We start from the raw sequence: 18,800 nt of genomic DNA on the forward strand, positions 1-18,800 counted from the left end.
ATGAACAAGATCGAAGTCCGCAACATCTACAAGATCTTCGGGCCGCACCCCGACCGCTGGCTGGCCGCCGCCCGCGAAGGCATCTCCAAGGAAGCCCTGCTCGAACGCAGCGGCCACACGCTGGGCCTGCGCGATATCAGCCTGTCCATCGAGGAAGGCCACATCCATGTGATCATGGGCCTGTCGGGATCGGGCAAGTCGACTTTGATCCGGCATTTCAACCGCCTGATCGAGCCCAGCGCCGGGCAGATCCTGGTCGACGGCGTGGACGTGGTCAGCCTGAAGCCGCGCGAACTGGAACGTTTTCGCCAGAGCAAGATGAGCATGGTGTTCCAGCGTTTCGGCCTGCTGCCGCACCGCACGGTGCTGGACAACGCCGCCTACGGGCTGGCGGTGCAGGGCGTGCGCCGGGCCGAGCGCGAGGAGCGCGCGCGCCATTGGCTGGAGCAGGTCGGCCTGTCCGGGTTCGAGGCCCAGTATCCCCATCAGCTTTCCGGCGGCATGCAGCAGCGCGTGGGCCTGGCCCGGGCGCTGGCCACGGACGCCGAGATCCTGCTGATGGACGAAGCGTTCTCCGCCCTGGATCCGCTCATCCGCCACGAGATGCAGGATCAGTTGCTGGCCCTGCAGGCGAAGCTGAACAAGACCATCGTCTTCATCACCCACGATCTGGACGAAGCCCTGCGCCTGGGAAACCGGATCGCCATCCTGAAGGACGGCGAGCTGATCCAGGAGGGCACGCCCGAGGACATCCTGCTGTCGCCTGCCAACGACTACATCGAGTCCTTCCTGCAGGACGTCAACCGGGGCAAGGTCCTGAACGCGTCCCACGCCTGCAACGAACGTCCCCTGACGCTGACCATGCGCACCCATCCGGCGCATGCGCTGGAGCGCCTGGCCGCGCGGGATTACGACTACGCCGCCGTGCTGGACGGCAAGCGCCTGGCGGGCGTGCTGATGCGGGACGATGCGCAGCGCGCCGCGCAGGCGGGGGCGCGCGACATCTCCCGCCATCTCAGCGACATGGCTTCCGTGCCGGCCTCGGCCGGGCTGGACGAAGTCCTGGCGCGCCTGCTGCGCACGCCCGAGCCGCTGGCCGTGACGGGCGAGCAGGGCGAGTTCATCGGCGTGTTGTCGCGCAGCAAGGTGGTGGAACTGGTGACCACGGCAACGGCCCCGGGCCCGGACGCGGCGTCGGGAGAACCGGCACCCGTCGAATCGGGGCAGGCCGCCTGATCGCCGGGCGACAGTCGCCGCCCGGTTCGGCTGCGCGCCGGTTCAGGCGCCTCGCGCCTGCTGGCGCAACACGCGGCCGTACCAGGCAAACAGCATCAGGGCCGACAGCAGCAGCCCGAACATCGCCATGATCCACATGGTCGCGGCCCCGACCGGTGCGCCCGGCATCAGCCGGTGCGCAACGGGAGCAAGGGATCCGGCCGCGGGGCCGTAGCCCAGCCACCAGCCGCCCACCAGTCCCAGCCCCGTCAGCGCGGTGACCTGCAGGATGAGCGGCACCATGGCGATCTTGTAGGCGCGCAGGATATAGGCGCCGATGCAGTGCATGGCGTCCCAGAAATGGAACCAGGGCGCGATCTGCAGCAAGGTCAGGGCGATGGCGGCCACCTGGATCTCGTCGGTGTAGGCGCGCACGATGGCTTCCCGTCCGGCGATCAGGATGGCGCCGGTGAGCAGGGCGCCCAGGGCCGCGAGCCCGATACCGTTCAATCCCGTGCGCCGGGCCAGGGCCGGATCGCGCGCGCCCACGGCCTGCGCCGTGAGCGAGGCGGTGGCCAGGCTCAGGGACATGGGCAGCATGTAGGCCAGGGCGACCAGGTTCGCCAGGATCTGCTGGGCGCCGCTGACGTACAGGCCGTCGCGGGCAATCAGCAGCGCCATGAAACTGAAGGCGCAGACCTCGATCAGGTAGGATCCGCCCATGGGCAGCCCCAGGCGCAGCAGCTCTTTCTGGTCGGCCCAGCGCGGCCATCCCAGCCGCAGGGACAGGGCCCGGAAGGCCTGCCGGTGGCGGATCATCCACAGCCCGGCCGCGAGCATCATCCAGTCCACCACCAGGGTGGCGATGCCAGCGCCCACCGCGCCCATCGCGGGCAGGCCCAGGCCGCCGAAGATGAACCATACGTTGAACAGCAGCTTGAAGGCGATGCTGCCGACATTGATCGCCATCACCTCGCGGGTCTGCGAGATGGCCGTCGATGTGGCGTAAATCGTGCGGAACAGCAGCGCCGAAGGCAGGGCCAGCGCCAGGGCGACCAGATAGCCGGCCACCCGCCGGCGCACTTCGGGTTCGACATCGCCGGACAGGCTGAGCCAGGCGTCGGGAAACAGCAGGCAGGCGCCGCCCAGTGCGGACAGGGTTAGGGCCAGCCAGATGCCCTGGCCCCAGGCCCTGCCGGCTTCTTCCAGTCGCCCGGCCCCGAAGTGCTGGGCAATGATCGGGATCAGGGCATGCACCACGCCCATCAGGCCGACGAAGATCGTGATGTAGATCGAGGCGCCGAGCGACATCGCCTGGAGATCGGCGGCGCTGGCGTGGCCCACCATGGCCGTGTCCAGGACGGCGAAGACGATGCCGGCCCAGGAGCTGACCAGGATGGGCCAGGATTGCCGCAGGATGGTGCGCCAGGGGGCGGCGGCCGGCCGGCCGGCGGGTGGGGCGTCGGTCATGGAAGGGGCGGGTTGGTTCAACGGAATGCCGGGGCTTGGGGGCTGAATCCTAGGGCTTCAGGCGCAGCAGGCGGAACATCTCGTGGCGGTCGGGTTCGCGGCGGCCTTCCCAGAGGGCGGGATGGTCCGCCAGCCAGGCCTGGCCCGATTGCAGGCTGCGGGGGCTGACCTGCTGCAGCAGCAGCGGGCAGTCGTCGTCGAAGCTGAACTCGATGCCGTTGAATACCAGGAACGAGGCACGCTGGCCGCTGCCCAGGCCCTGGGTGCGGATGCATTCGCCGGGCTGGCGGTGCTGTGCCAGGGCCGATGCCAGGGATGCCGAGACGTCGCGGTAGCTGCGCGCGTAGTCGAGCGCGGGCATCCACAGTGTGGCCAGCAGCAGCCAGGTGGTGATCAGGCCCCCGGCCGAGAGCGCCGTGCCGCGCCACAGGCCGGCCGGATGGCTGCGCAGGCGCCAGCGCACCAGGGCGATCCAGGCCAGGGTGCCGAGGACGGCGAAGACCGTGGCGGGCCAGGCGACGTGGGGGTCGAAGCCCCGGGTCTGGCGGGTGATGTTGGCGGCGATCTGGGCGGGCCAGCCGGCCTGCAGGGCCACCCAACCCAGCCACACGGTGGCGGCCGTCAGTGAAAAGCACATCACCGCGAACCAGTCCAGGGTATTGATCACGCCGCGCCGCAGGGTCGGCAGGGCGAAGGCCGCCAGGACGGCGCAGGGCACGGCCAGGGTGCTGTATTCGGGTTCGAAGGGGTCGGCACTGGCCAGCAGGATCAGCAGCGCCCCCACGGCGAAGCCCAGCGGGATGCCGATGTGCGGGGCGCGGAACCAGCCGCGCCAGCGCCACAGCGCCAGCAGGGCCAGCGGCCAGGTCGGCCAGAGGAACCAGGGCAGGTCGCGCAGGATGCTGCCCCAGGCGCGGGCGCCGGGCCAGTCGAAGGCATTGCGCGTCCAGAGTAGCCAGCTTTCGGTCCAGTAGGGACCGAAGGCCCGGGCGGGAATCCACCAGAGCAGGATCAGCGTGATCGCGATCAGGGCGCTGACGGCCAGCCATCTCCGTTCGGCCGCCAGGGCTCGGCCGGGCAGGAAGATCAGGGGCACGGCCAGGATCAGCGGCAGGCAGCCCAGCCAGCCGCGCGCCAGGAACGACAGCCCCACGGCCACGCCCAGGGTGGCGGCGCCCGAGACCGGATGGTCGAGCATGCGGGCCACGGCATAGAAGGCCAGGGCCTGGCAGGCGATCACGGCGGGCACTTCGGACGTTTCGTGCATGCGCCAGACGATGCCGATCGTGGCCACGATCAGCAGCAGGGCGGCATCGGCCAGCATCCGGCCGTAGTCGCGCGGGTTGGGTTCGCCGCCGAAAGGCAGGGCCAGCGGCTGGGATTCCGGACGCCGGCCCAGCAGGTAGGTGCCGTACCAGATCGAGCCGGTAAGCAGGGCGAACCACAGCAGGTTGGGCACGCGCGATGCGATGATGGCGGCGTCCAGGGGGCTGAAGAAAAGCTCGAACAGGGGGCGCAGCGCCCAGATGGAGAGGGCGCCGACCCAGGTGGCCAGCGGCCCGTCCTGGGCTTGCGCCAGGTGGCCGACCTGGGGCAGCAGCCAGGCATGGTCCTGGCCCGACAGGGCCGTGAGCATGGTGGCCAGGCCGGTGACGTCGTCGGTCTTCCAGGGGTCGCGATAGAACAGGCCCGCCAGGATGTAGACCAGGCCGACGCACAGCAGGAACGGCCTGGGCAGCTTGGCGGCGGCCGTGGCCGTCAGGCGGGCGGGTGTCGATCGCAGATCTTGGGACAGCACCGGGGAAGCACCAGAAAAAAGGGGCGGATGAATGCGCCCATGTTAAATGAAAAAGGCAGCCGGACGGCTGCCTTTTGGAACTGCACGCTGCGCTTACTTCTTGACCGTGCCGGCGGTGCGGGCGAAACGGGCGCGGAACTTTTCCACGCGGCCGGTTTCGACGATGCGGGTCTGGGCGCCGGTGTAGAAGGGATGCGATTCCGAGGTGACGTCGCACTTGAAGAGCGGGTAGGTCTTGCCGTCGATCTCGGTGGTTTCGCGCGAATTCAGCGCGGAACGCGAGATGAACTTGTTGCCGGTCTGCAGGTCGAGGAACACGACCTCGCGGTACTCGGGATGAATGCCTTCTTTCATGATGGAATCCGTGGGTAGATGATAGGGGACCGCCAGCCGGATGGACGCGAAATGCCTCTGCCAAAAGAAGATGGCTCGCATCAAAATCCTGGCAACGTATCCAAGATAAGCCCACCATTCTACTACGCGAAAGAACGAAGGTCCAGGGGCGTGGTCGTCATGCCGGGCGAACCGCGGCGGCCGGCCGGGACGCCCCCGATCCCTGCCCGGGGCACGTTCAGATCTGGTCCCGTTCAGACCTGGCCCCGTTCCGCCAGGGACGTGACCTCGGTGGCGCCGACGATCAGGTGGTCCAGCAGCTGGATGTCGACCAGGGCCAGGGCCTGCTTCAGCTGGCGCGTCAGGGCGATGTCGGCCGGACTGGGTTCGGCCAGGCCCGACGGGTGGTTATGGGCCAGGATCAGGGCGGCGGCATGGTGCCCGAGCGCGGCTTTCACGACCTCGCGCGGGTAGACCGAGGCATGCGCCAGCGTGCCGCGCGCGACCTCGGCGCATTCGATCAGCTGCAGCTGGCTGTCCAGGAAAAGGGCGATGCAATGCTCCACCCGCAGGTGGGCCAGGCGCAGGGCGCAGAACTGCTTGACCCGGCCGGGCTGGTTCAGGGCGCGGCCGCTGCGCAGCGGTTCCTCGACAGCGCGGCGGCTGAGTTCCTGGACCGCCAGCAACTCGCAGGTCTTGGCCGCGCCCATGCCGGGAAAGGCCAGCAGCGCCGAGGAATCCGCCGCCAGCAGGCGGCGCAGACCGCCGAAATGCTCGATCATCCGGCGCCCCATCTCGACGGCGTCGCGGCCGCGCGTGCCGGTGCGCAGCAGGACCGCCAGCAGCTCGGCCGACGTCAGCGCCTGCGCGCCGTGCCGCAGCAGGCGTTCCCTGGGACGCTCGGAACAGGGGGATCGGGTGTCTTGCGGCATGTTAGGCTCTAGAATGTAGGGGTTTGCATTGAATCCTTCACGGGGGCATTTTGACCTCAACTCAAGCCGCGCAGCATGTCCGGCCGGACTCTTACGTCACGCTGCACTACCGCATCGAACTGCTGACGGGCCCCGGCGCCGGCACCGTCTTCGTCGACACCTTCCTGGATCGGCCCGCCACCCTGCAGATGGGCATCGGCCAATGGGCGCCGGGCATCGAGGCCCTGCTGCTGGAACGCGCAGAAGGCGAGCACTTCACCGCCGACCTGCCGGCCGCCCAGGCCTACGGCGAACGCAACCCCGAACTGCTGCGCTGGGTCGGGCGCGACGAAATGGCGCGCAACGCGCCGCCCGACACCGAATTCGAGGCGGGCGACATGGTCGAATTCGTGGCACCCAACGGCGGCCGCTATTCCGGCGTGCTCAAGACCCTGCGGGACGACGCGGCCCTGTTCGACTTCAACCATCCCCTGGCGGGCATCGACCTGCAGGTCGAAGTCAAGATCCTGGGGGTGCTGTGATCGAGGACCGCTCCATGCCTGCGCTGTCCGGTGGCGAGGCTGCCGGCGCCGAGATCGTCCTGGCACAGCCGCGCGGTTTCTGCGCCGGCGTGGACCGGGCCATCGAGATCGTCGAGCGCGCACTGGAAATCCACGGGGCGCCGATCTACGTGCGCCACGAAATCGTGCACAACCGCTACGTGGTCGAAGACCTGCGCGCCAAGGGCGCCGTCTTCATCGACGAACTCGAAGACGCCCCCGCAGGCGCGATCGTGATCTTCTCGGCGCACGGCGTCTCGCGCGCCGTCCGCGCCGAGGCCGAACAGCGCGGTCAGCGCATCTTCGACGCCACGTGTCCGCTGGTCACCAAGGTCCACGTCGAGGTCGCCCGCATGCGCAAGGAAGGCCGCGAGGTCATCATGATCGGCCACCGGGGGCACCCCGAAGTCGAGGGCACGCTGGGCCAGGCCGACGACGGCATGTATCTGGTCGAGTCGGTGGAAGACGTCCAGGCCCTCCAGGTCCGTGATCCGGACCGGCTTGCCTTCGTGACCCAGACCACGCTGTCCATCGACGATGCCGCCCAGGTGGCGGCCGCCTTGCGCGCGCGCTTTCCCGGGATCGCCGAGCCCAAGAAAAGCGACATCTGCTACGCCACGCAGAATCGCCAGGATGCCGTGCGCGTCATGGCGCCCCAATGCGATCTGGTGCTGGTGGTCGGCAGTCCGAACAGTTCCAATTCCAACCGGCTGCGCGAAGTGGCCGAGCGCAAGGGCGTGACCGCCTACCTGATCGACGATCCCGGCATGATCGATCCCGAATGGCTGCGCGACGCCCGGCGCGTCGGCGTGACTGCCGGGGCTTCCGCGCCTGAAGTCCTGGTGCGGCAGGTGATCGACCGCCTGAAAGAACTGGGCGCGCGTTCCGTGCGCCCCCTGGACGGGGTGCGCGAGCAGGTCGCCTTTCCCCTGCCGCGCGAACTGTCCCGCAAACGGGTGGAATGACCATGAAGATCGGATTCTGTGGCCTGGGCCGCATGGGCGTGCCCATGGTGCGGCGGCTGTTGCAGGCCGGGCACGAGGTCCATGTGTGGAACCGCTCGCCCGGCCCCCTGCGCGATATCCAGGCGGCCGGGGCCCGGGTCGGCGCCAGCCCGCGCGAGCTGGGCGAGCGGTGTGCCTGGGTCGCACTGTGCCTGTTCGACGCGGCGGCGGTGCGTGACGTGGTGTTCGGCCCCGACGGCCTGGCGCAGGCCGCGACGCTGGAATTGCTGATCGATCATTCCTCGATCCCGCCGGACGAGACCCGTGAATTTTCCGGGCGGCTTGCCCGGGCCAACGGCGCCGTCTGGCTGGATGCGCCGGTGTCCGGCGGCACCGGCGGCGCCGCGGCGGGCACCCTGGCCATCATGGCGGGCGGCCCGGCCGATGTCTGCGCCCGGGCGACGCCGCTGCTCATGGCCTATGCCAGCCGCGTGACCCACATGGGGCCGGTGGGCAGCGGCCAGGTGGCCAAGCTCTGCAACCAGACCATCGTCACCACCACGGTCGCCGCCATCGCCGAATCCATCGCCCTGGCGCGGGATGCCGGCGTCGATGCGGCCCGCCTGGCCGAAGCCCTGGCGGGCGGCTGGGCCGATTCCACGCTGCTGCAGATCTTCGTGCCGCGCATGACCCAGGCGCCCGGGCCCGCGCAGGCCACCCTGGACACCATGCTCAAGGACCTGGATACCGTGGCCGCGCTGGCGCGCGCCCAGGGGACCGCCATGCCGGTGGCCACCGCAGCCGGGCAAAGCTACCGCCTGGCCAGCCGCCGGGGCCTGGGGGCAGAAGACGCCGCGCAACTGATCCGGTTGCATGACCGCGCCTCCGGGCGCACCGACGGAGTAGATTCCCCATGACCCGACGTTCCCTGAAGACCGCAGCCGGCCTGGCGGCCGTCCTGGCACTCGCTTACACGGGTTCTTCCTGGTATGCCGGTCGCCTGGCGCAGGAACGCATCGAGGCCTGGGTGGCGCAGGCCAACCAGGAAATCGCCGCTCAGTGGTCGTCTCCCGACCCGCATCCCGTCCTGTCGATCCAGGAATACCGGCGCGGGGTGTTTTCCTCGGACGTCCGCTACGTCTTCCAGTTCCGCGACGACGAAGGCCGGGACCAGAACCTGGGCCTGCATGACGCCCTGGCGCACGGTCCCTGGCCGTGGGCCGCCGTGCGCCAGGGCGAATGGCGGCCCATCGCCGCCCTGAGCCTGATCGAACCCTTGCCGGGCGCGTTGTGGCAGCCCTGGTTCGATGCGCAGCCGGCCGGCCAGGCACCCTGGACGCTGCAGTCCAGGATCGGTTTCGACGGGCGTGTCGCGGCGGTCTGGCGCCTGCAGCCGGTCCGGCTGGCCGGCGACCGGCTGGATTTCAGCGGCGGCGAGGCACAGATCGACTACGATCCCCGCACGCGCGAGGCCACCGTATCCGGGCACGCCGACCAACTGGCCGCGTTCGATGCCGATTCCGGGGTCCGGGTGCGGTTCGAAGGCCTGGATTTCGACGGCCGCACGACCCGCAGCGGCGAGACCGACCTGCAATCCCGCCAGCAGGCCAGGTTCGGACGCATCCATCTCGACGTGCCCGATGCGCCCCAGGTGGCATTCGTGGGCCCGTCGCTGCGTTCCGATTCCGCCCGCACGGGCAGTCTGCTGGACAGCCGCCTTTCCTACGACCTGGGCCAACTTCAGGTCGACCGCCAGGACCTGGGCCGGATCACGCTGGCCCTGACCGCCGAGCACCTGGATGTGCCGGGGCTGCAGGCCCTGAGCAGCGAACTGGAGCGGTTGAGCGGCACGGCCGAATCCGACGAGGGCCTGTCCGAACAGGACCAGCAGCGGTTGCGCGCCCTGGCCGTGCCGATCCTGGCGGCCGGTCCGCGCCTGTCGCTCGATGCCCTGCGCTGGGAAACGCCCCAGGGCACGAGCGAGCTCAAGGCTCTGGCCGAGTTCCGGCCGGCGCCCGAAGACGCCCCCGCGGACCTGGGCGGGCTGATCGAAAGCGGCATCCGGCAATTGTCGGCGCATCTGAGCCTTTCCAAACCCATGCTGCTGCAGGTCGTGCGCCAGACGCAGCAGGGAGAAGGCAGCCCCGACATGACCGTGGCGCTGGTCAGCATGCTGTTCGACCAGTACACCGGCCGGCTGGAACGGCAGGGCCTGGTGCAGCGCCAGGGCGATACCCTCACGGCCGATTTCCGCTATGCCGACGGCCAGGTCGCGGCCAATGGCCGGGCCCTGTCGCCGGACGAGTTCGCCGCGCTGTTCGGCGGGCTGGCAGGCATGGGAGAGAGCCTGGGCGAATGAACCAGGCAGCCCGGGGCGGCGTTTCGCGAAAATTGCGCGGATCCCGACTCGGGTAATCCTTGATGCCCAGACCCTGGAGTGTGTTGGGTTTTCTGTGCTATGTTTCAAAAAATTTAGAGCAGAGAAGCAATACAACCCTGCCATCGAGTTTTTACGCCCACTCGTGGTCACACTCAAAGAGGTAACGATGAACAAGATCTTCAAGCGGACGCTGGGCCTGGCCCTGGTGTCCATGGCCATGGCGAGTGCGCAGGCCGCCACCACGACCTACGTCTACTGTTCCGAAGGTTCACCCGAAGGCTTCAACGCCGCGTTCTTCACGGCGGGCACGACCAACGACGCGACCCACCCCGTCTTCGACCGCCTGGTCGAATTCAAGGCCGGCACCACCGAAACCGTGCCCGGCCTGGCCGAATCCTGGGACGTCAGCGAAGACGGCAAGATCTACACCTTCCATCTGCGCAAGGGCGTGAAATTCCACTCCAGCAAACTCTTCAAGCCCAGCCGCGACTTCAACGCCGACGACGTGCTGTTCTCGTTCCTGCGCCAGAAGGACGCCAACCACCCCTACCACAAGGTCTCGAACGGCGCCTACCAGTACTTCGAGGGCATGGGCATGGGCAAGCTCATCGACCGCATCGAAAAGGTCGACGACCATACCGTCCGCTTCGTCCTGAACCGTCCCGAAGCCCCGTTCATCGCCAACCTGGGCATGGACTTCGCTTCCATACAGTCGGCCGAATACGCTGACGCCATGATGAAGGCGGGCACCCCGACCAAGGTCGACACCGATCCCATCGGCACCGGGCCCTTCGAGTTCGTCACCTACCAGAAAGACGCGCGCATCCTGTACAAGGCGTTCAAGGACTACTGGGGCGACCAGCCCAAGGTCGATCGCCTGGTGTTCGCCATCACGCCCGACGCCTCGGTGCGCTACGCCAAGCTGCAGAAGAACGAATGCCAGTCCATGCCGTATCCGAACCCGGCCGATCTGGATTCGATGCGCAAGGACCAGAACGTCCAGTTGCTGGAGCAGGCCGGCCTGAATGTCGGCTACCTGTCGTTCAACACCGAGAAGAAGCCCTTCACCGACGTGCGTGTGCGTCAGGCGCTGTCCATGGCGATCGACAAGCCCGCCATCATCGCCGCCGTCTTCCAGGGCGCGGGCCAGCCGGCCAAGAACCTGCTGCCGCCCACGATGTGGAGCTACAACGATGCCGTCCAGGATTGGCCGCACGATGTGGCCAAGGCCAAGGCCCTGCTGGCCGAGGCCGGCTATGCGGACGGCTTCGAGACCGATCTGTGGGCCATGCCGGTGCAGCGCCCGTACAATCCCAACGCGCGGCGCATGGCCGAGATGATCCAGTCCGACTGGGCCAAGATCGGCGTCAAGGCCAAGATCGTCACTTACGAATGGGGCGAATACCTGAAGCGCACCAAGGCCGGCGAGCATCAGACCATGCTGATCGGCTGGACGGGCGACAACGGCGATCCGGACAACTTCCTGGCGACGCTGTTCAGCTGCGACGCGGCCAAGGACGGCTCCAATTATTCCCGCTGGTGCTACAAGCCCTTCGAGGACCTGATCCAGCCGGCGCGCGCCACGTCGGATCACGCCAAGCGCGTGGAGCTGTACAAGCAGGCCCAGGTGGTGATGCATGAACAGGCTCCGGCCGTCATGATCGCGCACTCCACCGTGTTCGAGCCCCTGCGCAAAGAGGTCAAGGGCTACACCGTGTCGCCCGTGGGCCGCCACATCTTCGACCACGTCAGCATCGGCAAGTAATCACGCCGCCGACCCGCGCCTCGCGTCCCGCGCCTGCCCCGCAGGCGGCGCCGGGGCGCGGGCGCCATTTCCCCTGATCCCTCCTTCCGAAGGGACGTTCGCGCCTCATGCTTTCCTTCATCCTCAAACGCGTCGGCCTGGCCATCCCGACGTTCATCGGCATCACGCTGCTGACCTTTGCGTTCATCCACCTGATTCCCGGCGATCCGGTGATGATCATGGCGGGCGAGCGCGGCCTGTCTCCCGAGCGCCACGCGGCCATGATGGCCCAGCTGGGCCTGGACCAGCCGCTGTGGACGCAGTACGGCCATTACATCTGGAACGTGCTGCATGGCGACCTGGGAACCTCGCTGACCACCCGTGAGCCGATCTGGTCCGAGTTCGTGCCCCGTTTCCAGGCCACGCTGGAACTGAGCATCGTCGCCATGGCGATCGCGCTGGCGATCGGCATCCCCGTCGGGGTGCTGGCCGCGGTCAAGCGCGGCTCGCTGTTCGACCATGCCGCCATCACCGCCGCCCTGACGGGGTATTCCATGCCGGTATTCTGGTGGGGGCTGATGCTGATCATGCTGGTCTCGGTGCAGCTGGACCTGATGCCGGTTTCCGGCCGCGTCAGCGCCGCGGTGTTCCTGGATCCCGACAACCCGCTGACCGGCTTCATGCTGATCGATACGCTGCTGTTCGGCGAAGAGGGCAATTTCCTGGATGCCCTGCATCACATCATGCTGCCGGCCTTCGTGCTGGGCACGATCCCGCTGGCGGTGATCGTGCGCATGACGCGGTCCTCGATGCTGGAGGTCCTGAACGAGGACTACATCCGCACCGCGCGGGCCAAGGGCCTGTCGCGCCTGCGCGTGGTCGTGGTGCACGCCCTGCGCAACGCCCTGCTGCCGGTCCTGACGGTGATCGGGCTGCAGGTCGGCGTGCTCATGGTCGGTGCAATCCTGACCGAAACCATCTTTTCCTGGCCGGGGGTCGGGCGCTGGCTGATCTACGGGCTGGAGCAGCGCGACTATCCGGTCGTCCAGGGCGGCGTGCTGATGGTCGCCACCCTTATCATCATCGTCAACATGTGCGTCGATATCCTGTACGGGCTGGCCGATCCCCGCATCCGTCACCGCCGGGGGAGGAACTGACATGAACACGACCGCAACCACGGCCATCCCGGCGCCGCCGGGGCCGTTCAAGTCTTTCTGGCAGGATTTCCGCCGCAACCGCGGCGCGCTGATCGGGCTGTACTACATCGTGGCCATGCTGCTGATCGCAGTCTTCGCGGGGCTGGTCGCGCCGCACGACCCGTCCATGCAGTATCGCGACGCCCTGCTGCAGCCGCCCGCCTGGCTCGACGGCGGTTCCTGGCGCTTCGTGCTGGGCACCGACGACGTGGGCCGCGACATCCTGTCGCGCCTGATCCATGGTGCGCGGCTGTCGCTGCTGGTCGGGTTCCTGGTGGTCAGCGTATCGCTGGTGCTGGGCATCTTCTTCGGGGTCATTGCCGGTTATGCGGGCGGCATCGTCGACATCGCCATCATGCGCCTGGTGGACATCATGCTCGCCCTGCCCAGCCTGCTGATGGCGCTGGTGCTGGTGGCCATCTTCGGCCCCTCGATCGTCAATGCGTCCCTGGCGCTCAGTTTCGTGGCGTTGCCGCACTACGTGCGCCTGACGCGCGCGGCCGTGCTGCGCGAGATGACCTGCGACTACGTGATCGCCTCGCGCGTGGTCGGGGCGGGCGCCTGGCGGCAGATGTTCGTCAACATCCTGCCCAACTGCCTGGCGCCGCTCATCGTGCAGGCGTCCCTGGGCTTTTCCAACGCCATCCTGGACATGGCCGCACTGGGCTTCCTGGGCATGGGCGCACAGCCGCCCACTCCCGAATGGGGCACCATGCTGGCCAACGTACTGCAGTTTGCCCAGAGCGCCTGGTGGGTCGTGACCTTTCCGGGCCTGGCCATCCTGCTGGCGGTGCTGGCCTTCAACCTGATGGGCGACGGACTGCGCGACGCCCTCGATCCGCGCCTGAAAGTCTAGGGCACGCTCACGCTAACCAAGGAGTCGCGAAGCCATGAGGAATCCGGCTGAACGAGGCGCCCGGCGCGGGGCGCGGGCCGATGCGCGCGATCGTGCGCATCATCTGCATCATTTTCAAGGAACGGAACATGCTTGAAGTCCGGAATCTGTCCGTGCATTTCGGCGAGGAATCCGCGCCCTTCAAGGCCGTGGACCGCATCAGCTATCACGTCGAGGCCGGCGAGGTGGTCGGCCTGGTCGGGGAATCGGGTTCGGGGAAATCCGTCAGCTCCCTGGCCCTGATGGGGCTGATCGATTTCCCGGGCCGGGTGCGGGCCGATGCACTGCGCTTCGATGGCCAGGACCTGCTGCGCATGCCGGAAAAGCAGCGCCGCACGCTGATCGGCTCCGAAGTCTCGATGATCTTCCAGGATCCGATGACCAGCCTGAACCCCTGCTATACGGTGGAATACCAGATCACCGAGGCCTTGCGCGCCCACGGCGGCGGTTCGCGGCGCGCGCTGCGGTCCCGGGTGATCGAGCTGCTGGAGCAGGTGGGTATCCCCGACCCCGAATCACGCCTGCGGGCCTATCCGCACCAGCTGTCGGGCGGCATGAGCCAGCGCGTCATGATCGCCATGGCGATCGCCTGCAAGCCGCGTCTGCTGATCGCCGACGAGCCGACCACGGCCCTGGACGTGACCATCCAGGCCCAGATCATGGACCTGCTGCTGTCCCTGCAGCGCAGCGAGGGGCTGGGCCTGGTGCTGATCACACACGACCTGGCCCTGGTGGCCGAGGCCGCCGACCGCATCCTGGTCATGTACGCCGGCCAGCTGGTGGAATCGGGACCGGCGGCAGAGATCTTCCGCCACCCGCGCCATCCCTATACCCAGGCGTTGCTGCGGGCGCTGCCGGAATTTTCCCGGGGCGCCGAGCGCCTGGTGTCGCTGCCGGGCGTGGTCCCGGGGCGCTATGACCGGCCACAGGGCTGCCTGCTCAGCCCGCGCTGCCCCTATGCCACCGATGCATGCCGCCTGCGCGAGCCGGAACTGGCCGGGCCGCAGGACAGGCAGGTCAAATGCCATACCCCGCTGGACGACGCCGGCCAGCCGGTGCGCGCCGCGCAGGAGATTCCCGCATGACGACAGAACAGGAAAAAGCCGCCGCCGGCGAACCGGTGCTGCAGGCCATCGACCTCAAGCGCCATTACGCCGTGGATGGCGGCTTTCTCAAGCCCGCGAAGACCGTCAAGGCCCTGGACGGGGTGTCCTTCAGCCTGCAGGCCGGCCGCACGCTGGCGGTGGTCGGTGAATCGGGTTGCGGCAAATCCACGCTGGCCCGGGTGCTGACCATGATCGAGCCGCCGAGCGCCGGCCAGCTGCTGTACCGGGGGCAGGACGTGTCCCAGGCCGATCCGGCCCTGGCAAAGCTGCGCCGCCGCAAGATCCAGATCATCTTCCAGAATCCCTATGCCTCGCTCAATCCGCGCAAGCGCATCGGCGACATCCTGGAAGAGCCCCTGCTGATCAATACCCGGCTGGATGCCCGCGAGCGCCGGGAGCGCGGCCAGGCCATGATGGCGCGGGTCGGGCTCAGGCCCGAACACTACAGCCGCTATCCGCACATGTTCTCCGGGGGCCAGCGCCAGCGCATCGCCATTGCGCGGGGCCTGATGCTGGATCCCGAGATACTCGTCGCCGACGAGGCCGTTTCCGCGCTGGATGTGTCGGTGCGTGCCCAGGTGCTGAACCTGATGCAGGACCTGCAGCGGGATCTGGGCCTGTCCTATGTGTTCATTTCCCATGATCTGTCGGTCGTCGAGCACCTGGCCGACGAAGTCATGGTCATGTACCTGGGCCGGGTGGTGGAGCAGGGCACCAAGGAAGCGATCTTCGGCCGGCCCCTGCATCCCTATACCCAGGCACTGCTGTCGGCCACACCGCGGCTGAACGAGGCCGCCCGGCGCGAACGCATCAAACTGTCGGGCGAGCTGCCCAGCCCGCTCGATCCTCCGCCGGGCTGTCCTTTCAGCTCCCGCTGCCACCGGGTCATGCCGGTGTGCAGCCAGCGCCTGCCGGCCCTGATGCAGCAGGGCGGGCGGCAGGTGGCCTGCTTTGCCGTCGAACAGGACCTCGGCGCTTCGGCGCCGTAGGCTTTGCGCGGTTGATGTGCTACCGTGGCCGGACCGAATCCCGGCCCGGCGGCGGGCCCCACCGGAGCGCGACCTTCATGGAAACCGTCTTCACACGCATCCTGGCCGGCGAAATCCCGGCCGCCATCGTCCACAGGGACACCCGTGTCTTTGCCTTCATGGACGCCGGGCAGTTGAACCCGGGCCATGTGCTGGTGGCGACTTGCGAGCCCCATGCCACCTTGCTCGACATGGACGAAGACCTGGCGGCCGAGCTGATGCGCCTGGCCCACCGCGTGGCGCGCGCCGTCCAGGATGCCTTCCGGCCCGAAGGCCTGACGCTGCTGCAGGCGAATCGTCCGGCGGGGTGGCAGACCGTGCCGCACGCCCACATCCATGTCCTGCCGCGCTACGAGAACGACGGCGTGGGCCTGATCTGGCCGCGCAAGGATCCCGGCATCGAAGTCCTGCGGGAATATGCCGCGCGTATCCGCCTGACTTGAATCCGGCATATCGGTCCAGATATTTTGAGCTTGAATCAACGAGGCCTGCGGGCCTCGTTTTTCATTGTGCGCCGCAATATTAAGGGTAAGCCATAACTGCTGTTTACCCTTAAGCGAAAACCCTGATTATATTGCGGCGCATCATTTAACGTTCAAATAAATTGTCCCGTTTAATCAAATAGATGGGATGCATTTCCGCCTGAAGCCTCAGGGTGTTATCCAGGGGGTGTCCTGTCCCCATCAATCCATGTCCGATTAGCGTAAGTTTTGCGTAAGTTTCAAATTTTACTAATAGCATCACGCAGAATTTCGGTCCTCAATAAACCCGGCCCGGAATTGGCTGCAGCAATAAAAACAAAGCTGTTCCACATAAAAATAAATCGCGGGGTTTTGCTGGAATTACTGTGTTTCAGCCGGGCGCATCCGGTGCCCGGGGCCACTCGACAGGAGACAAACCAATGAAGGATAAAAAGACTTTGGGCCAAGCCATGCAGACGCAGGTCAAGCGCCGTTCCGTGCTGAAGGCAGGCGCGGCGGGCGTGGCGGGCGGCATGCTGCTGCCCGGTACCGCCCGGGTTGCGCTGGCCGATGACAAGAAGCCTCTGGGGGCCTGGCCCGCCGGCGCCGAAGGCGACTCCGTGTTCGTCGGCCTGACCGTCGACCTGACCGGTCCCTATTCGGCCCAGGGGGCGGAGCAGAAAAACGGCTACGAGCTGGCTGCAGAGCAGATCAACGCCGGGGCTCCCCAGGTCCAGAAGATCTCCCCTCTCCTCAAGAAGGGCATACTGGGCAAGAAGCTGGTGCTGGGTTCGGCCGACGCCGAAACCAAGCCCAACACCGGCGTGCAGGCGGCGACCCGCTTCATCCATGACAACAAGGCCATGATGATCGCCGGCAGCACCAGCAGCGCGGTGGCCATCGCGCTGCAGAAAGTCTGCAACCGCGAGCACACTCCGTACTTCACGGCCATCTCGGGTTCCAACGAAACGACCGGGGTGGATTGCCAGCGCTACGGCTTCCGCCTGTGCTATTTCGCCTACATGGCCTGCAAGGCCATCGCCCCCGTGGTCGCCAAGGAACTCGGCAAGGACCGCAAGGCCGCCTACCTGACGCCGGACTACACCTACGGTCACACCACCACCCAATCGATGAAGGAATTCACCGAGAAGGAAGGCTGGAAGACGGTCACCAACCAGGTCCACCCGCTGGGCGCCAAGGACTACAGCTCCTATCTCATCAACATCGCCAACACCGATGCCGACGTCCTGGTGGTGGTGGCCTACGGCGCGGATGCGGCCAACGCCATCAAGCAGGCCAAGCAGTTCGGCCTGCTCGACAAGATGAAGATCGTCATCCCCTACATGTCCGCTTACCTGGAGAAGGAAGTCGGCGCCGACGTGATGCAGGGCGTCTATGCCGCGCAGGGCTTCTGGTGGACCATGGAAGACCACAATCCCGTCGCCAAGGACTTCGTCGAAGCCTACGAGAAGAAGTACGGCAGCAAGCCGCGTGACTCGGCCATGTACGCCTACCTGGCCCTGGTCCTGTGGGCCGACGCGGTCGAGCGCGCCAAGAGCTTCTACCCGGTCGACGTGGTCAAGGCCCTGGAAGCCGGCGAACTGCGCGACAGCCCGGTGGGCAAGGTCACGTTCCGTGCCGATGACCACCAGGGCATCGTCGACTTCCCGATCCTGCGCGGCAAGAAGCCTGCCGACATGAAGAACCCCGAGGATTTCTTCGAGGTCGTCCAGGTCGTCAGCGGCAAGGATGTTCTGCCCCCGGTCGGCCTGCTGGGCTGCAAGATGGGCGATTACGTCTAAGTGACTGTTTCCGGCCATTCCCCCGCTTCCGGGGGATGGCCGGAAACAAGTTCGGGGACTTTCACAGGAGGCAACTCGATGCCGAGCATGTCTTTGTTTCTCTCGCAGCTATTCAACGGGCTGGCCACCGGCCTGTTGCTGGCGCTCATCAGTACGGGCCTGACGATCATTTACGGCACGCTCGGCGTCATCAATTTTGCTCACGGCGCTCTGTTCGTCGTGGGGGGCTACGCAGGGTATACCGTCTATGGTCTGACGGATTCCTTCGTGCTGGCGGTCGCCGGAGGTTCGGCGGTCGCACTGGCGTGCGGGCTGGTCATGGAACGCGGCCTGATGCGCAAATACTATAGCCGTCCGCCGGAAGACCAGATCCTGGTCACCTTCGGCATCAGCATCATCCTGGTCGAGATCGTGCGCGGCCTGTACGGCGGCGTCAGCCTGTCGGTCACGCCGCCCGAATGGGGCCAGGGGGTCGCCCGCCTGGGCACCCTGATCTATCCGCTGTACCGGCTGGAAACCCTGGGCATCGCCGCGGCCACGCTGCTGCTGCTGTATTTCGTGCTGTACCGCACCAGTCTGGGGCTGATCGTGCGCGCCGGCATCGAGGACGCCCAGATGGTCAACGCGCTGGGCATCAACGTCAAGCGCACTTTCCTGCTGGTGTTCGGCATCGGCGCCATGGCGGCCGGCTTCGCGGGGGTGATCAATTCGCCCATCGTCGCGCTCACGCCGGACATGGGCTTCCGCTACCTGGTTGATTCTTTCGTGGTGGTGGTGATCGGCGGGGTGGGCTCCTTCCCGGGGGCCATCATCGGCGGCATCATCGCCGGCGAGATCCTCAGCCTGACTTCAATGATCAATCCGCAGTATTCGGACGTGATGTTGTTCATCGCCATGGCGCTGGTACTGATCTTCCGACCGCAGGGCCTGATGGGACAGGAGGGACGGGAATGAACT

At 67.1% G+C, this 18,800-nt stretch carries 18 protein-coding genes; 13 read left to right on the plus strand and 5 right to left on the minus strand.

Annotated features, from left to right (window positions below; genetic code table 11):
* Positions 1 to 1,236 (plus strand): quaternary amine ABC transporter ATP-binding protein, encoded by a 1,236-nt coding sequence (locus tag ABD022_RS13420; protein WP_343821741.1) that lies wholly within the window; start codon positions 1 to 3, stop codon positions 1,234 to 1,236.
* Between the two features lie 42 nt (positions 1,237 to 1,278).
* On the opposite strand, the gene ABD022_RS13425 is transcribed toward ABD022_RS13420, so the two are convergent.
* The 4 genes from ABD022_RS13425 to radC form a co-directional block, all read right to left on the minus strand.
* Positions 1,279 to 2,685, minus strand: a complete 1,407-nt coding sequence (locus tag ABD022_RS13425; protein WP_325127405.1) for an MATE family efflux transporter — start codon at positions 2,683 to 2,685, stop codon at positions 1,279 to 1,281.
* 49 nt (positions 2,686 to 2,734) lie between these two features.
* On the minus strand, positions 2,735 to 4,480 hold the full coding sequence (locus tag ABD022_RS13430) for an ArnT family glycosyltransferase (protein ID WP_343821824.1): 1,746 nt from the start codon (positions 4,478 to 4,480) through the stop codon (positions 2,735 to 2,737).
* A 96-nt stretch (positions 4,481 to 4,576) separates the two neighbouring features.
* Complete coding sequence (locus ABD022_RS13435; RefSeq protein WP_325127407.1) at positions 4,577 to 4,837, minus strand: type B 50S ribosomal protein L31; 261 nt, start codon at positions 4,835 to 4,837, stop codon at positions 4,577 to 4,579.
* 233 nt (positions 4,838 to 5,070) lie between these two features.
* On the minus strand, positions 5,071 to 5,748 hold the full coding sequence (gene radC / locus ABD022_RS13440) for a RadC family protein (RefSeq protein WP_343821743.1): 678 nt from the start codon (positions 5,746 to 5,748) through the stop codon (positions 5,071 to 5,073).
* A 50-nt stretch (positions 5,749 to 5,798) separates the two neighbouring features.
* On the opposite strand from radC, the gene ABD022_RS13445 reads away from it, so the two are divergent.
* The 7 genes from ABD022_RS13445 (at position 5,799) to dppC (ending at position 13,407) form a co-directional block, all read left to right on the plus strand.
* Positions 5,799 to 6,269, plus strand: a complete 471-nt coding sequence (locus tag ABD022_RS13445) for an FKBP-type peptidyl-prolyl cis-trans isomerase (RefSeq protein ID WP_325127411.1) — start codon at positions 5,799 to 5,801, stop codon at positions 6,267 to 6,269.
* A 14-nt stretch (positions 6,270 to 6,283) separates the two neighbouring features.
* A complete protein-coding gene (gene ispH / locus ABD022_RS13450) occupies positions 6,284 to 7,252 on the plus strand; it encodes a 4-hydroxy-3-methylbut-2-enyl diphosphate reductase (RefSeq protein WP_343821745.1) in 969 nt (322 codons plus the stop codon).
* Between the two features lie 2 nt (positions 7,253 to 7,254).
* The gene (locus ABD022_RS13455; protein ID WP_325127415.1) at positions 7,255 to 8,148 is read left to right on the plus strand and encodes an NAD(P)-dependent oxidoreductase; all 894 of its coding nucleotides are present in this window, start codon (positions 7,255 to 7,257) and stop codon (positions 8,146 to 8,148) included.
* Positions 8,145 to 9,590 carry a YdgA family protein gene (locus ABD022_RS13460; protein WP_343821746.1) on the plus strand — a complete coding sequence of 482 codons (1,446 nt, stop codon included), beginning with the start codon at positions 8,145 to 8,147 and terminating at the stop codon, positions 9,588 to 9,590. Before ABD022_RS13455 ends, ABD022_RS13460 begins: the two co-directional genes overlap by 4 nt.
* A 187-nt stretch (positions 9,591 to 9,777) precedes the next feature.
* On the plus strand, positions 9,778 to 11,376 hold the full coding sequence (locus ABD022_RS13465) for an ABC transporter substrate-binding protein (RefSeq protein ID WP_414647490.1): 1,599 nt from the start codon (positions 9,778 to 9,780) through the stop codon (positions 11,374 to 11,376).
* Positions 11,377 to 11,483: 107 nt separating this feature from the next.
* Entirely contained in the window at positions 11,484 to 12,512 is a 1,029-nt protein-coding gene (gene dppB / locus ABD022_RS13470; RefSeq protein WP_325127418.1) for a dipeptide ABC transporter permease DppB, read from the plus strand.
* Position 12,513: 1 nt separating this feature from the next.
* A complete protein-coding gene (dppC, locus tag ABD022_RS13475) occupies positions 12,514 to 13,407 on the plus strand; it encodes a dipeptide ABC transporter permease DppC (RefSeq protein WP_343821748.1) in 894 nt (297 codons plus the stop codon).
* Positions 13,408 to 13,414: 7 nt separating this feature from the next.
* On the opposite strand, the gene ABD022_RS13480 is transcribed toward dppC, so the two are convergent.
* Positions 13,415 to 13,537, minus strand: a complete 123-nt coding sequence (locus tag ABD022_RS13480) for a hypothetical protein (protein ID WP_343821750.1) — start codon at positions 13,535 to 13,537, stop codon at positions 13,415 to 13,417.
* Here ABD022_RS13480 and dppD point away from each other — a divergent pair.
* The 5 genes from dppD to ABD022_RS13505 all read left to right on the plus strand — a co-directional run bounded on the left by dppD (position 13,536) and on the right by ABD022_RS13505 (position 18,797).
* On the plus strand, positions 13,536 to 14,531 hold the full coding sequence (gene dppD / locus ABD022_RS13485) for a dipeptide ABC transporter ATP-binding protein (protein ID WP_325127420.1): 996 nt from the start codon (positions 13,536 to 13,538) through the stop codon (positions 14,529 to 14,531). The two genes, ABD022_RS13480 and dppD, sit on opposite strands and share 2 nt — an antisense overlap.
* Entirely contained in the window at positions 14,528 to 15,541 is a 1,014-nt protein-coding gene (locus ABD022_RS13490) for a peptide ABC transporter ATP-binding protein (RefSeq protein ID WP_343821752.1), read from the plus strand. Before dppD ends, ABD022_RS13490 begins: the two co-directional genes overlap by 4 nt.
* A gap of 77 nt (positions 15,542 to 15,618) precedes the next feature.
* Positions 15,619 to 16,023 (plus strand): HIT family protein, encoded by a 405-nt coding sequence (locus ABD022_RS13495; protein WP_325127423.1) that lies wholly within the window; start codon positions 15,619 to 15,621, stop codon positions 16,021 to 16,023.
* A 458-nt stretch (positions 16,024 to 16,481) separates the two neighbouring features.
* Positions 16,482 to 17,843 (plus strand): substrate-binding protein, encoded by a 1,362-nt coding sequence (locus tag ABD022_RS13500; RefSeq protein WP_325127425.1) that lies wholly within the window; start codon positions 16,482 to 16,484, stop codon positions 17,841 to 17,843.
* A gap of 87 nt (positions 17,844 to 17,930) precedes the next feature.
* Complete coding sequence (locus ABD022_RS13505) at positions 17,931 to 18,797, plus strand: branched-chain amino acid ABC transporter permease (protein WP_325127427.1); 867 nt, start codon at positions 17,931 to 17,933, stop codon at positions 18,795 to 18,797.
* Positions 18,798 to 18,800 lie beyond the last annotated feature (3 nt).

The organism is Castellaniella daejeonensis (genome assembly GCF_039523555.1).
GTDB classification, from domain to species: domain Bacteria; phylum Pseudomonadota; class Gammaproteobacteria; order Burkholderiales; family Burkholderiaceae_B; genus Castellaniella; species Castellaniella daejeonensis.